This is a genomic window from Hansschlegelia beijingensis (assembly GCF_014196425.1).
In the GTDB taxonomy this organism is placed as follows: domain Bacteria; phylum Pseudomonadota; class Alphaproteobacteria; order Rhizobiales; family Methylopilaceae; genus Methylopila; species Methylopila beijingensis.
The window spans coordinates 59042-74226 of record NZ_JACIDR010000002.1; the positions used below are offsets into that span (position 1 = coordinate 59042).

Consider the following 15185-nt stretch of genomic DNA (forward strand, 5'->3'; position numbering starts at 1 on the left):
GCGGACACGCCCGCGCGGAGCGGGCGTGTCCGTCAGCGAGCTGATTAGAACTTCACGGCGGCCGTCAACAGCACGGAGCGGCCCGGCTCGTAAAGCGGGGTGACGTTGCCGAACTCCGAGCCGTAGGTGGCGCGGCTCGAATAGTTCTCGTCGAGGATGTTCTTCACGTCGAGCCGGAGCGTGGTCTCGTATTTGAGCTGCGGCTTGTACTCGACGAACGCGTTGACGACCTCGTAGGCGGCGTAGCTCGGGTACCGGACGCCGGTCACCGCGTCGCGGCCGACCCGGTCGTACTTCGGCGCGATCTCGATGTCGCCGCCGATCGTGACGTTCCAGTCGACGAAGGTGTGCGCAGCCGTGATGGTGATGATGTCGCCGACGGGGGTGGCGATGTAGTTGCCGGCGTCCGAGTCGCCACGGCGTCCGTTGATGTCCACGTCGATGTGGGCGTACTTCACGCGGACGAAGCCCGTCTCCCACTCATACCCTGCGCCGAGTTCGAAGCCGCGCGTCGCGAGGTCGGGCGCCCATGTCGCGCCGGGGACCGGGCCGTATCCGGGAGCTCCGAAATCGTAGTCATAGGCGTTCGAGAACTTGGCGTTCCGCGCGTTCTGGATCTTTGTCCGGAAAACGTTGCCCTCCAGCGAGAAGCCGTTGCGCTTCAGCACGAGGCCCGCCGAGTAGTTGTCGGAGGTTGTGGCCCGGAGCTTGCCGTCGGCGTTTCGGTAGATCCAGGCCGGATTCAGGATGAAGTTCTCGGCAAGCGGAATGCCCGCCCAGACATGCGAATAGCCCGCCTTGGCGGTCAGCAGGTCCTTGATGAGGTCGTACTCGCCCGTGACGTTGGCGCTGACGCCGGTGTGGTTCTTCTCCGCGCCGTCGCCGTCGTTGGTCCCCTCGAAACGCTGGTGGTCGACCCGGCCGCCGAAGGAGAGCCGCGCGCGCTCGATCGGCTCCAGCCGCGCCTGGGCGTAGAGACCGACATTGGTCATCTTCTCGCGGGCGCTGTAGTTCGTGTCCCAGTAGCGGGCGCGGTCGTGGCGGAAATCGACGCCGGCCGTCACGTCGCCGAGCGCGAAGGTGAACTTGTTCTCCGCCTTGCCGTTCAGGCTGCTGGTCTTCCCGGAGGAATCGTACGCCTCCTCGAACGCGCCGGAGCCCGGATTGCGGACGAAGGTCGGCACTTTCACCTTCGTGGCGCTGTAGCCGAGCACGACCTTGGGGTTCCACCAGCCTTCCGGCGAGGTGTCGGTGTAGTTGAACACTGTGTTCTGTCGGTCGAGCCTGAAATCGCGCGTCGGCGGTTCGCCGGGCCGCCCCACCGATCCCAGATTGGGTCGGAACGGGCGCACTGCGTCGTCATGCACCCGCTCATGGCTGACCTCGAAGCGGTGCCCGTCCGGAGCCTCATAGGCGAGCTTGCCGAGGCCGCTCAGCAGGTGGGTCGCGGTGCCGGCCACCTTGTCGCCGTGCCCGTTCCTGTAGCGCCCGCCGTCGGCCCAGTTGAAATAGCCCAGCGCCTCGAAGCCGTTCTGCTTGCCGTAGCCGGTGACCGAGTTGCCGAAGACGCCCCCGTTGGAGTTGAACCAGCCCTTCACCTCCGCGCCGTATCCGTCGCCGTCGCGCCCGAGCAGGTCGGCCACGTCCTTTGTCTCGTAGGCGATCGAGCCGGCGAGCGCGCCAAATCCGGCGTCCGCCGGCGCCACCCCGGGATCGACCCGCACCTGCTTCAGAAGTCCGGGATCGATGTAGGTGGTGGCGTTGTGATGGAAGACCTTGTTGTTCTGCGCGGAGCCGTCGATCGAAACCGCGAGGTTCGATTCCTCCACGCCGCGGACATAGACCTTCTGCGAGATCGGGACCGGGCTGCCGACCTGCACCCCGGGCTCGCCAGCGAACAGGTCCTGAAGATCAGTCGGGTTCTTGCGGGCGATGTCCGCGGCCGTGATCGTGAAGGCGCCGGGCGTGAAATCAGCGTCGCTCGCCTGCTGACCGACGACCCAGAGGTCCTGCAGTTGCGTCGCGCCCTCGGAGGCGAGTTGCACCGGCTGGGCTTCATCGAAGATCGAGCGCAGCACGACGGTCTTCGCGTCGGTGAATTCGTAGGACAGACCGGTTCCCGCCAGCATCGCGCGCAAGGCGCCCTCGGCGTCGTGCGCGCCCGAGACGGGCCGGCTTCGCCCGGTGAGGCGGGCGCCGCCCGGCCGAACGACATGGACGCCCGTGACCGTCGTGAAGTCCGTCAGCGCCGTCAGCAGCGGCTTCGCGGGGATCTCGAACTGGCGCTTCGGCCCGGTCTCGGCTTTCGCGAGGCCGACGGCCAACATCAACGCGCCGCCGCTGACCAGCGCGGCCGTTCTCGAAATCCTCATCACACCGAAACCCCGAACGCGACCCGACCGACAAGCGGCCCCCTAGGCGTGAACGGGCGGAGCTGACGAACCCCGTAAAATAGTTCGTCAGCGATAGATGAGGGTCACCAGGCCCGGCAGGCGGACGATCTTGAGGCTCAGCGCGCCCCGCATCGCCTCGAGGATTCCCGACGGGTCGTCGGCGCGGAAGGATCCCGACAGTCTGAGCCGACGGAGGTCGTCGCCGGCGATGATCACGCGCCCTGCCTCCAGCCTTGAGAGTTCGGCTGCGACCTCGCTCAGAGGCGCGGCGTCGAACGCCACGAGCCCGCGCCGCCAGGCCGCGGCCGCCGCGGGATCGATCCGGGAGGGCGCATCGAGCCCGCCGCCGGCCGCGAGCGCGGTGCGCTCCGCAGCGCGCAGCGTCACCTGCTCGCCTCCTGCGAGCACCGCCACCTGCCCCTCCTCGACCGTCACGCTGTCGACGTCATGGTCGACCGCGAAGGCGGTTCCGAGCGCCTGCGCGTCAAGCGCGCCGGTGCGAACGACGAACGGCCGGGTCTTGTCCGGCGCGACGTCGAACCAGGCGCGGCCGCGGATCAGCGTCACGTCGCGTCGGGTCGCCGAGAGCGCGGCGCTGAGCGCGGTGTCGCCGTCGAGGAGCATGCGGGTGCCGTCGGCGAGGACGACGTCGCGGCGCTCTCCGGGCCGGGTGGCGTGGTCGGCGAAGGCGCGGTCGACCAGCCCCGGGTCCCGCCATAGCGCCGCGCCCGTCACCAGCAGAGCGGCGCAGGCCGCGAGAGCTGCGAGCCTTCCAAACCCCTGGCGCTGCCGCGATCGCTCCCGGTACCAGCCGCCATGTCCGAGCCGCGCGGCAGGCGCCGCAAGATCGCCCCACAGAGCCGTGGTCTCAGCCATCGCACGTTCGTGCTCGGGATCCGCCTCGATCCAGGCGCGGAAGGCCCGCCGGTCAGCCTCGCTCGCACGAGGATCGTTGAGGCGCACGAACCACGCGATCGCGTCCTGCGCCGCCCGCTCCCCGGGGTCGCCCTCGGTCCCTGACTCAACCATGCTCAAAGTCACTTCCAGATTCGTCCCGCATCTTTACATCGGAACGCCTCTGAACCGCCGGCGCCTCAAAAATTCACTCGCGCCTGCTGCGCCACCTTCGGCAGAATTCGAGCGCCGACGCCATGTCCTTCTCCACGGTGGACAGGGAGACGCCGAGTTCCCGGGCGATCTGCGGATAGCTCATCTCATCGAGCCGGCTCATCAGGAACACCCGCTGCGTGCGCCGCGGGAGGCTCTTCAGCGCCTCGAACAGATCGTTGATTTCCTGCCGGCGCGCTGCCGCCTCGTCGGGCGCCGCCGGCGCGCCGGCGATCTGCTCCGGCCGGATTTCGTCGGCATACGCCGCCCGCACCCGCTCCGCCCGCATTGCGTCCCGCGCGAGGTTCTGAGCGGTGCGCACCACGAGCCCGACGTCGGCCTGGCCGACGTTCCGGCCGCTGAGCTTCACAAAGGCGTCCTGCACCAGGTCTTCAGCGGAATCCGGGCTGCCCGTGATGCGTCGGACGATCCGCCCGATGCGCGCCCTTTCGGCCACGTAGAGCCGGCGGAGTTCTTCTCCCGGCGCGCCGAGGGCGAACCCCGCGCCCGCGGACGCGCGCGTCGAAGCGTCTCCCTGTTTCATGGGCGGGATCTTCCGAACAGTTCTTCAGTAGCTGAGAGAATGATAGACGGTATTCCACACCGCCCGTCAATCGACTTGCGCACTATTGATTTTGTACAGTTCTAAACTACATATCCCCTGATAATGGCGCTCAGAGGTGGTGGAGCACGACCGGAGCGCCGTCGATCTCGGCCACGCGCATGCGATGGCCGAACACGCTCTCCAGCATGTCGGGCGTCAGCAGGTCCCGGGGCGACCCGTCGGCCGCCACCCCGCCGTCCTTCATCGCCACGATGCGGTCGGCATAGGCCGCCGCGTGGTTGAGGTCGTGCAGCACGGCCAACACGGTCCGGCCGCGCTCATCCACGACCCTGCGCAGGCGCCGCATCAGGTCACGCGCGTTGGGCATGTCGAGATTGTTGAGGGGTTCGTCGAGCAGCAGCACGGGCGTGTCCTGCGCGAGAGCCATCGCGACCAGCGCGCGCTGGCGCTGCCCGCCCGAGAGCGTCTCCACGAAACGGTCGGCGAGCGCCGTGAGGGCGAAATCCGCGAGCGCGGCGTCGACCACTGCGCGATCCTCCGCGGTGAGGCGGCCGCGGCTGTGCGGAAAGCGACCGAAGCCGACCAGTTCCCTCACCTTGAGCCGGCTCGCGGGGGCGGGATCCTGGCGCAGGATCGCGAGGATCTTGGCGAGCTCGCGGCTCGGCGTCGCGTCGACCGGAAGACCCGCGACGCTGATGCGCCCGCTCTGAAGCGGCTGCAGGCGCCCGATCAAGGACAGCAGGCTCGACTTGCCCGCCCCGTTCGGCCCCACCATCGCCACGAGCCCTTTTTCGGGGATGTGCAGGCTGACGTCGCTGAGGATCTTCGCGCCGCCGCGGACGAGCGAAACGTTCTCGATCTGGATCATCGCCGCGCGCTCGCGATCAGGAGGACGAGGAACAGCAGGCCGCCGAAGAACTCGACCACCATGGCGAGTTCGCCCGCGCCGCCAAGCCCGTGCTGCAGCGCCGCCTGGCCGCCAACCAGCGCCGTCACGGCGACAAGCGCGGAGGCCGGGAGAAGCACCGCGTGTCGGCGCGTCCCGACGAGCCGTTCAGCGAGCGCCACCACCACGAGGCCGAGAAACACCACCGGGCCGACCAGGGCCGTCGAAACGGCGACCAGCGCCGACACGAGCGCAAGCAGCGCGCCCACCGTCGGCCGCCATTCGAGCCCCAGTCCGGTCGCATGGTCCTGTCCGAGCGCCAGCACGTCGAGGATGTGCCGCGACCTCCAGACGATCACGGCGCACACGGCCGTCACGACCGCGCCGACAAGCAGCAGGTCGCCGCGCACCACGGAGAAGTTCGCGAAGCCTGCGGCGGACGCGATGGCGAAGTCGTTCGGGTTCATCAACCGCGCGAGCAGCGCGCTCAGGCTGCGGAACAGGAATCCCATGACGACGCCCGCAAGCAGCATCAGCGTCATGTCGAGGCGCGCCCTGAGCATCGGCAGGAACAGCGCGAGCGCGAGCGCCGCCATCAAGGTCGCGTCGCCGGCGAATTTCAGCCGCGGATCGAGCGTGGCGTAGCCGAGGCCGCCAAGCGAAAACACCAGCGCGGTCTGGCCGAAGCCGTAGAGCGCGTCGAGGCCCATGATCTGGGGCGTCAGGATCCGGTTCGCGGTCAGCGTCTGGAACACAACCGTGGAGGTCGCGACCGCGACCGCGACGGTGGCGAGCGACGCGAGACGCTTCGCCCGGAGCTCCAGCGCGAACGCGATGTTTCCCTTGAGGTCGAGCGCAAGATAGGCCGCGGCGGCCAGCAAAGCGGCGGCGATCAGGGCCGCGATCGCGACGCCGCTCCGGTCAGCCACGGGCCCGCCGTCCGAACAGCAGCCAGAGGAACAGCGCCGCGCCCACGATTCCGACCACCACGCCGACCGGGATCTCGTAGGGGAAGCGCACGAGCCGGCCGATCAAGTCGCAGGCGAGCGTAAGGCTCGCGCCGACCACCGCGGTCCAGGGGGCGGCGCGCCTGAGGTCGTCGCCGAGCGCGCGCGTCACAAGGTTCGGGGCGACGAGCCCGACGAAGGGGATCGCGCCGACCACCACGACGGTGAGGGCGGAAATCACGGAGACGATGACGAGGCCGAGCCGCATCATCCCCTCATAGTCGAGGCCGAGCGCCACGCTGACGTCTCGGCCGAGCGACAGGATGGTGAGCCGGTCCGCGGCCCAGAAGGCGAGCGCCACCATGGCGGCGCTGATCCACAGCAGCTCGTAGCGGCCGCGCAGGACCCCGGAGAATTCGCCGCGCGTCCAGATTTCGTAGAACTGGATGAGGTCCATGCGCCAGGCGACGAACGCCGTCGCGGACCCGAGCACCGCCGCGTAGACGAGCCCGAAAAGCGGCACGAGGAAGGGCTGGTTCGGCGGCAGCCGGTGCGCGACCGAGAGGAACAGGGACGTCCCGGCGAGCGCCGCCCCGCTCGCGATAAGCGTTTTGGCGGGCAGAGAGGCCGCGGGAAACAACAGGGTGGCGACCAGCACGCCGGCGGCGGCGCTCTGGTCCGTGCCGGCCGTGGTCGGCTCGACGAAGCGGTTACGCGCCAGCGCCTGCATCACGAGCCCCGCCACCCCGAGGCCGGCGCCGGCGAGCAGCGCCGCGAGGGTGCGGGGCAGCCGGCTCGCCAGCATCAGCCGCCATGCCTCCGCATCGGACGTCAGCTGGTGCAGGCGGACGTCGCCGACGCCTACCGCCAGACTCGCCGCGATGAGCAGGATGAGGATCGTTGCAGCCGCCCCTGCGCCAAGCGGCCGCGCGGCGGCGGCGGTCATTTGGCGGCGGAGAAGGCGTCGGTGAGCTGAGCGAGGATGCGGCCCATGGCCTGAACGCCGCCCGCCGCGACATAGGCGTCGGCGGCGGGCAGCTCGACCACCTGGCCCTTGCGCCAGGCCTTCGTGCCGGCGACCAGCTCATTGTCGAGCGTCGCGCGGGCGCTTCCCTCGTTGGAGCCGATCGCGGCCGCCCGATCCACGACGATCAACCAGTCGGGGTCAGCCTTGGCGACATACTCGAACGAGACCGCCTCGCCATGGAGACCCGCGGCGGCCTGACCGACGGTCGCCGGCTTCAGTCCGAGCGCGGCGTAGATCCAGCCGAAGCGGGAGCCCGGTCCATAGGCGGTGATCTTTGGGCCGTTGGTCATCAGCACAAGCGCCGTGCCCTTGCCGGCCGCAGCCTCTCGCGCCTTGGCGACGCTCGCGTCGAGTTCGGCCTTGGCGGCCGCCGCCTCCTGCGCCTTGCCGAACAGCGCCCCATAGTCGTCGAGCCGCTCGCGCGCCTCGGCGAGCAGATCGTCGCCAGTCATCGTCATGTCGATGGTCGGCGCGACCTGCCGCGCCGCCTCGGCGCGCGTGGAAGAACGGCCGCCCACGATGATTAGGTCGGGGGAAAGCGCGTTCAGCGCCTCCAGGTCCGGGTCGAACAAAGTGCCGACGCGCTTCGCCTTGGCGGTGAGCGGCTTCAGCTGCGGAAGATAAAGCTGGTCGGGAATCCCGTCCGGCGTGACGCCGAGCCGCTCGAGGGTGTCGATCGCCGCGATGTCGAAGACCGCGACGATCTTGGGATCCGCGGCGACGTCGACGGAACCGGCAGCGGTCCGGATCTCCAGCGCGGCGGCCGGAACGGCGGCGATCAGGACGGCGGCGATGAGCGTAAGGAGGCGCATGGCGACCCGCTTAGCAGGTCAGCAGCCGCGGCGGAACGTTCTAGCGGTCAGAAGCGCGGATCTTCCCTCATGGAAGAGCGCGCGTCACCAATGCGGGGGCCGCTCGGCCGAAAGCCGTCCCGCCACACGGGCCGCACGCTCGCATCGGGGCCAGCCCTCAGCGCGGCCGGAACGGGCTGCAGGATGAGCGGAGCTTGCCGTCATCAAAACCGCGTCCGACGATACTCCCTCACGCCACGCATCCTGACGGCGACGTGGCCTGCGCCGCAGGCTTACTCCGCGTTCTCCTCGCCTGGCGCTGCTCGCATCCCCTGCCCTCGCGCAGGATCCGCCGGGCGTGTTCGCCGGAGATGCGCTTGGGTGAAGCGCGACGGCGGACTGAAGAGGCTGGCGGGAGCGGTCACGCCGCCTCGGGCAGCCCGTCTTGCTTCTCGCCCCGCGCCACGACCATGAGGGCGTCATCCGGCAGCGGCCGCTGCAGCGCCTTCGCTTCATCCCAGGGCGCCCGGAGCCAGACGTCGATCTCCTCCGGAGTGATGAGGATAACCGGCATGGCCTTCGGGTGGATCGGAGCGACCACGGCGTTCGGCTCTGTCGTGAGGAAGCCGTAGAGGTCGCAGGTCACCTCCCCCTCCGACTTCTTCCGCACGCAGCTCCAGTTGGTCCAGAGTCCGGCGAACACGCAGAGCGGCCGGCTTTCGTCGAGCGCGAACCACACAGGCCGCATCTTGCCGGCGGGGCCGCGCTCGTACTCGGAAAAGGACGTCATCGGGACGACGCAGCGGTGCTCGGTCCCAAGCCACCGCCGCCAGTGTTGGGAGGCGACATTGCGGATGTTGGTCACGCCAATGTCCGGCTCCGCCTTCAGCAGCGCCTGGAAGTCGACCGGCCGCCCCTTCTTCTCCAGCGCCGCCGCGCGCTTCTTCGTCGCCTCGAAAATGGCGCGGCTGGAGGACGGCATCCCCCAGCGGGCAAGCACGAGTTCGCGGCCTTCGGCGCCGTTGCGGACGATCGGCGCAGGATAGTCGGGAAAGATCCCGGGCATCGGCGGCAGGTTGCCGGTGCGGTCGACGAGAGCCTTCGTCAGCTCGCGGATCGCCGCCTGGCCCTTGGTGACGCTGTAGAGATTGCACATCGGCGCAGTCCGGTTCAGGCCTCACAGCCGCTTCGAGCCGGGCGTTCAGCCGGCGACTGGACGCTGGCGAGCGCGTTCCGGTCGGGGCGGAGTTTCGCGGCCGCACCCCGAGCGGCGGGATCCGGGCTCCGCGTTGAGCTTCTGGGCGCGCGACCGTTCCCTTTGGAGATCGGCTGCGCCGAAGCGACATAGCAGACTTTCAACGAGAGCTGCGCCTCAAGAACCCGCACGAGCTAGCCCCGGCCACCCGCATGCCGGGATCGACGCCGTTGACCCAGCTTCAGGGGGCAGAAACTCACGCCGATACAGGGCCACAGTTCAGCGGCGATCGACAACCGGGCGCCGGTGTCGCTCCCCGAGCCGGGAACCAAGCCGGCCCGAGACCGTTCTAGCGGTCCTCGGGAGCGTAGCATGCGATTAGGGTTGGCTGAGCGTGAAGCGTTGGCGCGCATAACGCGAAGGAATTTGTGCAACCCGTTCGACGGAGCGGTGCTGTCCAGACTCCATCGGCACAGGCTGATCGAGCTTACGATCACCGGTTGGCGCCTGACGGCGCGCGGATGGTCCGCGCTGCTGGAAGGCGGCGTTTTCGCGCCAGGGACATCAGACGGCATCTCGGATTGTCCGCAGTGATCGCGCTCGCACGGGCCAGGCGCGCGGCAGCCAAGGTCTGAGCGGTCTTGGGGGCGTTCGCCGGCCTGGAGGAAGGGCAGAGGGAACCTTCAGCTGCGGCGACGACCGGCGAGGCCGCCAGGGCGCCGCGGTGATCAGGGCGATGTGAGCCATTCCATTCACCGCCGCTCGAGCCCCGGCCCACACGCGACCGGTCAACCGGATCTGCGGCATAGGGCCGACGAGGTCATCAGACCGGCGCCTTGCTCTCGGCGGCGCCGTCGCCGTTTTCGCCCGGCGCCGGCTTGTGCGCGTAATGCAGCGGGGCCCGGAAGACCTTTGCGTGGAACCATTCGCGCGTTCGTTCCAGCAGCACGTAAAGCATCGGCACCAGGAATATGCCGATGAGCGAGGCGGCGACCATGCCGCTGAAAACCGACGTGCCGACGGCGCGGCGGCTGGCTGCCGCGATGCCGACCGCCGTCACCAGCGGGACGAGGCCAAGGATGAAGGCGAAGCTCGTCATCATCACCGGCCGGAATCGCTGGCGTGCGCCGACGATGGCGGCCTCGGCGATCGACATGCCTTCCTCGCGGCGGTCCTTGGCGAAGGCGACGATCAGAATCGCGTTCTTCGCCGCAAGGCCGATGAGCACCACGATGCCGATCTGGGCATAGATGTCGTTGTCGAGGCCGGTGAGGCGCAGCCCCAACATAGCGCCGAGCAGGCCTGCGCTGACCGACAGCAGCACGCCGAGCGGGATGCTCCAGCTTTCGTAGAGTCCGACCAGGAAAAGATAGGCGAACAGCACCGCAAACCCGAGGATGACGCCGGTCTGTCCGGACGCTTCGAGTTCCTGATAGGCGGTGCCCGTCCACTGGTAGGAGTAGCCGGCCGGAAGGGTCGTTCTCGAGAGTTGCTCCATGACGGAGATGGCCTGGCCGGAGCTGACGCCCGGCGCAGGGTTCCCCATGAGCATGGCGGCGCGATAGTTGTTGTAGCGGGTGATGAACTGCGGCCCGACCGTCTCTTCGGCGTCAAGCAATGCGCGAAGCGGAACCATGTCGCCGCTGCTCGAGCGCACGAAAATCCGATAGATGTCCTCGACGGTTCGGCGATCCTGGGCTTCGCCCTCGATGATCACCTGCCAACTGCGGCCAAAACGGTTGAAGTAGTTTACGAAGTATCCGCCCAATGTCGCCTGCAGGACATTGAAAATGTCGTTCACATCTACGCCGACATTGAGCGCCTTCTGGCGGTCTATGTTGAGGCGGATCTGCGGCGTGGCGGCTGAGAAGGTGGTGAAGACCTGGTCCAGGCTGGGGTTCTGGTTGGCGGCGATCGTCATCGCGCCGGCGACGGAAGCGAGGTCGGCGGGGGATTTCCCGCTCAGGTCCTCCAGTTCGTACTGGAAGCCCGAGCCGGTGCCGAGGCCGATGATCGGCGGCATGTTGATCGGCAGGATCTGCGCGTCGCGAATGCCGGCCGTCCTCTCTCGCACCTCTCGCAGGATGTCGAAGACGGACAGGTTCGGACCGAGGCGCTCCGCGAATGGTTTCAGGGTGACGATCAGGAAGCCGGAATTGGATTCGGCAAGACTGTCGATGAAGCTTCGCCCGATCACCGCGGTGATGCTGGCGACGCCGGGCACCGCCTGCGTGATCTCGCCGACCTGCTCGACGACGCTCTGGGTGCGGCTGCGCGCGGCGGCGGCCGGCAGGTTGATCTGCACGAAGAACAGACCCTGGTCTTCTTCCGGCAGGAAGCCGCCCGGCACCGTCCTGTCCAGCCAGTATGCGCCGCCGCCGAACACCGCCACCAGAAGCAGCGACAGGGCCGCGACCCGCACGAGACGCCGGACGATGCTCCCGTATCCGTCGCTGATGCGCTCGATAAAGGCGCTGACCTTCCCCATGGCCCGGCTGTAAAGACTGTCCGAATGCCCGTGCTTCAGGAAGACGCCGCAGAGCGCCGGACTCAGCGTGAGCGCGTTCACCGCCGATATGAGCATGGCGACAGTGACGGTCACGGCGAACTGGCCGTAGAACTTTCCGGCGACGCCCGGGATGAACCCCACGGGCACGAAGACGGCCAGCAGCACCAGCGTGATCGCGATGATCGGCCCGGTGATCTCTTTCATCGCCAGCTTGGTGGCTTCCTTGGCCGGGAGCCCGGTCGCGGTCATGACGCGCTCGACGTTCTCGACCACCACGATGGCGTCATCGACGACGATGCCGACGGCAAGGATCATGGCGAAGAGCGAGATCGTGTTCGCCGAGTATCCGATGGCCAGCAGCACGGCGAACGTGCCGATCAGCGACACCGGGACGGCGATGGCGGGAATGAGGGTGGCGCGCAGGTTTCCGAGGAAGACGAACACGACGACGATCACGAGGGCGAAGGCCTCGAGCAGCGTCTTGATCACCTCCTGGATGGATGACGACACGAAGACCGTGGTGTCATAGGTGATCTTGTAGTCGATCCCCTCCGGAAAGGACTGCTTGAGCCGCTCCAGTTCCTTGCGCACGCCTTCCGCCGCCGCGACGGCGTTCGAGCCGGGCGCCTGGAACACGCCGAGCACGGCCGCGGGAGCCCCGTCGAGCCGGCCGACGGTGTCATAGGACTGGGCGCCGAGTTCGATCCGCGCCACGTCCTTCAGGCGGATCTGGGCGCCGCTGGTCTTGGCTTTGATGACCACGTCCTCGAACTGGCGGACGTCGACGAGGCGGCCCTGCGTCACGAGGTTGAGCTGAAGCTGCTGCTGGTCGGGCATCGGCGGCGCGCCGAGGCGGCCGACGGCCGCCTGCACATTCTGGCTCTCGATCGCGCTGATAAGATCGGACGGGGTCAGGCCGAGGCTCGCCAGCACATCCGTCTGGAACCAGATGCGCATGCTGTAATTGAGGGCGCCGAAGGATTGCGCCTCGCCGACGCCGGGCACGCGGGCCAGGGGATCGACGACGTTGATGATGGCGAAATTGTTCAGAAAGAGCTCGTCATAGAGTTTGTCCGGCGAGTAGATCGTGACGATCTGAAGGAACGCCGGGGACTGTTTTCTGACGCTGAGACCGCTGCGCGTCACTTCCGTCGGCAAGCTGCTTTCGGCCAGCTGGACCCGGTTCTGGACATTGACGGTCGCGATGTCCGGGTCGGTGCCGAGCGCGAATGTCACGTTCAGCGTGTACGACCCGTCATTGCCGCTGGTCGACGACATGTAGATCATGCCGTCGACGCCGTTGACCTGCGACTCGATGACTTGAGCGACCGTGTTCTCGACAACCTCGGAACTGGCGCCAGGATAATTCGCCGTGACGGAGACCTGGGCCGGCAGGATGTCGGGAAACTGCGCGACCGGGATGCGCTGCATGGCGATCAGCCCGGCGAGCGTGATGACGATCGCGATAACGATGGCGAGGCGGGGACGATCAACGAATACGGCCGACAGCATCGCGGGCCTTTCTTGTTCCTGCCTCGTCGGCGCTCAATCGACTCGTCGCATCGCTAAGACTCGCTGGCCGGGGCGGGGTCTACGGCGACGCCGGGGCGCACACGTTGGAGGCCGTCGACGATGACCTCGTCGCCCGCTTTCAAACCCTCCCGCACGACCACGTCGGCGCCGAAATTTGCGCCGGTCGTGATGCGCCGTTGCACCGCCTTTCCGTCCTCCACCAGCATGACGAAGTTGCCGCCCTGGTCGGTCAGCACCGCCTTCTGCGGGATGACCAGAGCTTCCACGGGATCCTTGCTTTGGGCGAACACCCGGGCGAACTGCCCGTCGATGAGCGCGCCGCGCGGATTTGGAAACACGGCGCGCAAGGTCAGGGTGTCGGTGTTCGGATCGACCTTCACGCCGGTGTAGTCGATCGTGCCGGTTTCGGGATATTCCGCGCCGGTCGACAGGAAGAGGTGGACGGCGACGCTCTCCGTCGACTTCGCGCGGTCGCCTTCGGTCACTTGCAGAACGGTTCGGTCGCTGACCGGGAACGTGACGTAGATCGGGTCCTGGCTGACGATTGTCGCCAGGGTGCCGCTGCTCGGTCCGACCAGGGCGCCGACCGACACGGATGCACGACCGACGCGGCCATCGAACGGCGCCTTGATCTCCGTATAGCCGAAGTTGATCTGCGCCTGCTCCACGGCGGACCGCGCCTGTTCGACCGCGGCCTGCGCCTCCTTCTCGGCCGCGATGCGGTCATCGAGGATCGACTCGGAGACGAAGTTTTGCTTGATCAAGGAGCGGGCGCGGTCCGCCTGCTTGATGGCGTTCCACTCATCGGCTTCGGCCTTCGCGAGATTGGCGAGCGCGGCGTTGAGTTCTGCCTGATAGGCGTTCTGCTGAATGACGAAGAGCAGGTCGTTGGCCTTGACCATCGCCCCCTCCGAGTAGGCTCTCTTGGTGAGAAAGCCCTGAACACGCGCGACAAGGTCGACCTTCTGGACGGCTTCGACGCGGCCGATGAAGCTCAGGCCCGGATTGGTCGGTCGCTCGGCCGCCTTGATGACAGCCACCGGCACGGGAACCGAGGACGGGGGTTCTTTGCCGGCCGTGTCGCTCTCGCCGCATGCGGCCGTAAGCAGGCTGGCGGCGATGGAGACGCAGAGGATGAACCCGGTGCGCACGTTGCTGGCGCGGGGCGCGGAAGTCCGCCCCGTGAACCATGACGGCAGCCGTAACAACCGATCGCTCGACAATCGATCGTCCATCATCCTGCTCTCACCAATGCAACTACAAGCTGGAGGCGTTCATTCTCTCCGAGGACGTGTGCTGCAGCGGAACCTCTGTCGGCCGAACGCGGCCGCCGAAGAGAGTGTTGTAACCGGCGCAAGGCGAAGCCGCTTGAGGGAGATCAATGCCGTGTCGCCGCCAGCCACGCGAAGCATGCATCGGCTTCCGGAGCGGGTCGGCGGCCGCACCGACGGATCTGCGCGCCAGGCAAGCGGTCCCGGGCAGCACGGCCCGCGCCTGTCTCGGAGCGTCTCCTCTCGAAGGCGCCTCCTACTCAGGAGTCCTCGCCGACGGATGTCGCCCGATGCGGACGCCCGCGGTGTTGGCGCTGGCGAAGGTCAGAGATTGCGGAGCAGCGCGCGTCCGACGTCGTTGTTGGCTTCCACCAGCCGGTGCAGCTGGGTGATGAACAACCGGCGCTCTTCCTCCGGAAGCGGCTCGATGAGCCGGCGATGGGCGCGTTCAAGCGCGTCCTGCATCTCGATGATCAGCGTCTGCCCGGCCTCCGTGAGGTAGCTCCGGCGGATGCGTCGGTCCTTCTCTGTCGCCTCGCGCCGCACGAGGCCGCGCGCCTCGAGCCGCGAGAGCACGTTCGAGGTCGTCGTTCGGTCAATCCCGATGTCCGCTGCGAGCGACACCTGGTCCGCCCCGGGCCGCATCAGGAGCACCTGCAGAACGCTGGATTGCACCGGCGTGGTGCCATAGGCCTCGCACTCCTGAAGGTAGATCGACACATAGATCTGGTGGAGACGGCGGATCATGAAGCCGGGGCGCGCGAACAACCCCTCGGCCTTCGATTTGGCATGCTCGTTCAACGCGCGCTCCGTCCGCAAGTCGTCGCCCCGGCTTCCGACAGTCGTTTCGGCTTGTGATCCATCCGAAATAGGCTCTCCGCCGGCGCACGTTCGGCTGGGGCCGCAGGGGCTCCAGACCCTTGAGTCAAAGGCCCTTCGGGCCGGGAGCGGCTCAGGCGGC

Annotated in this window: 11 protein-coding genes; all 11 read right to left on the reverse strand. The window is 67.8% G+C overall.

Annotated features, from left to right (window positions below):
• Positions 1-44: 44 nt before the first annotated feature.
• On the reverse strand, positions 45-2372 hold the full coding sequence (locus GGR24_RS06630) for a TonB-dependent receptor (protein WP_183394565.1): 2328 nt from the start codon (positions 2370-2372) through the stop codon (positions 45-47).
• Between the two features lie 87 nt (positions 2373-2459).
• The gene (locus GGR24_RS06635; protein ID WP_183394566.1) at positions 2460-3422 is read right to left on the reverse strand and encodes a FecR family protein; all 963 of its coding nucleotides are present in this window, start codon (positions 3420-3422) and stop codon (positions 2460-2462) included.
• 73 nt (positions 3423-3495) lie between these two features.
• Positions 3496-4044, reverse strand: coding sequence for an RNA polymerase sigma factor (locus GGR24_RS06640; protein WP_183394567.1), 549 nt, complete (start codon positions 4042-4044; stop codon positions 3496-3498).
• A 130-nt stretch (positions 4045-4174) separates the two neighbouring features.
• Positions 4175-4933 carry an iron ABC transporter ATP-binding protein gene (locus tag GGR24_RS06645; RefSeq protein ID WP_183394568.1) on the reverse strand — a complete coding sequence of 253 codons (759 nt, stop codon included), beginning with the start codon at positions 4931-4933 and terminating at the stop codon, positions 4175-4177.
• Entirely contained in the window at positions 4930-5880 is a 951-nt protein-coding gene (locus tag GGR24_RS06650) for an iron chelate uptake ABC transporter family permease subunit (RefSeq protein ID WP_183394569.1), read from the reverse strand. The genes GGR24_RS06645 and GGR24_RS06650 overlap by 4 nt, the downstream gene beginning before the upstream one ends.
• Positions 5873-6844 carry an ABC transporter permease gene (locus GGR24_RS06655; RefSeq protein ID WP_183394570.1) on the reverse strand — a complete coding sequence of 324 codons (972 nt, stop codon included), beginning with the start codon at positions 6842-6844 and terminating at the stop codon, positions 5873-5875. The genes GGR24_RS06650 and GGR24_RS06655 overlap by 8 nt, the downstream gene beginning before the upstream one ends.
• On the reverse strand, positions 6841-7737 hold the full coding sequence (locus tag GGR24_RS06660) for a siderophore ABC transporter substrate-binding protein (RefSeq protein ID WP_183394571.1): 897 nt from the start codon (positions 7735-7737) through the stop codon (positions 6841-6843). The genes GGR24_RS06655 and GGR24_RS06660 overlap by 4 nt, the downstream gene beginning before the upstream one ends.
• A gap of 400 nt (positions 7738-8137) precedes the next feature.
• Positions 8138-8872, reverse strand: coding sequence for an SOS response-associated peptidase (locus GGR24_RS06665; protein WP_183394572.1), 735 nt, complete (start codon positions 8870-8872; stop codon positions 8138-8140).
• 862 nt (positions 8873-9734) lie between these two features.
• Positions 9735-12932 (reverse strand): efflux RND transporter permease subunit, encoded by a 3198-nt coding sequence (locus GGR24_RS06670; protein ID WP_183394573.1) that lies wholly within the window; start codon positions 12930-12932, stop codon positions 9735-9737.
• A gap of 53 nt (positions 12933-12985) precedes the next feature.
• Positions 12986-14191, reverse strand: a complete 1206-nt coding sequence (locus GGR24_RS06675) for an efflux RND transporter periplasmic adaptor subunit (RefSeq protein WP_281375318.1) — start codon at positions 14189-14191, stop codon at positions 12986-12988.
• 357 nt (positions 14192-14548) lie between these two features.
• Complete coding sequence (locus tag GGR24_RS06680) at positions 14549-15025, reverse strand: MarR family winged helix-turn-helix transcriptional regulator (protein ID WP_183394574.1); 477 nt, start codon at positions 15023-15025, stop codon at positions 14549-14551.
• Positions 15026-15185: the final 160 nt, after the last annotated feature.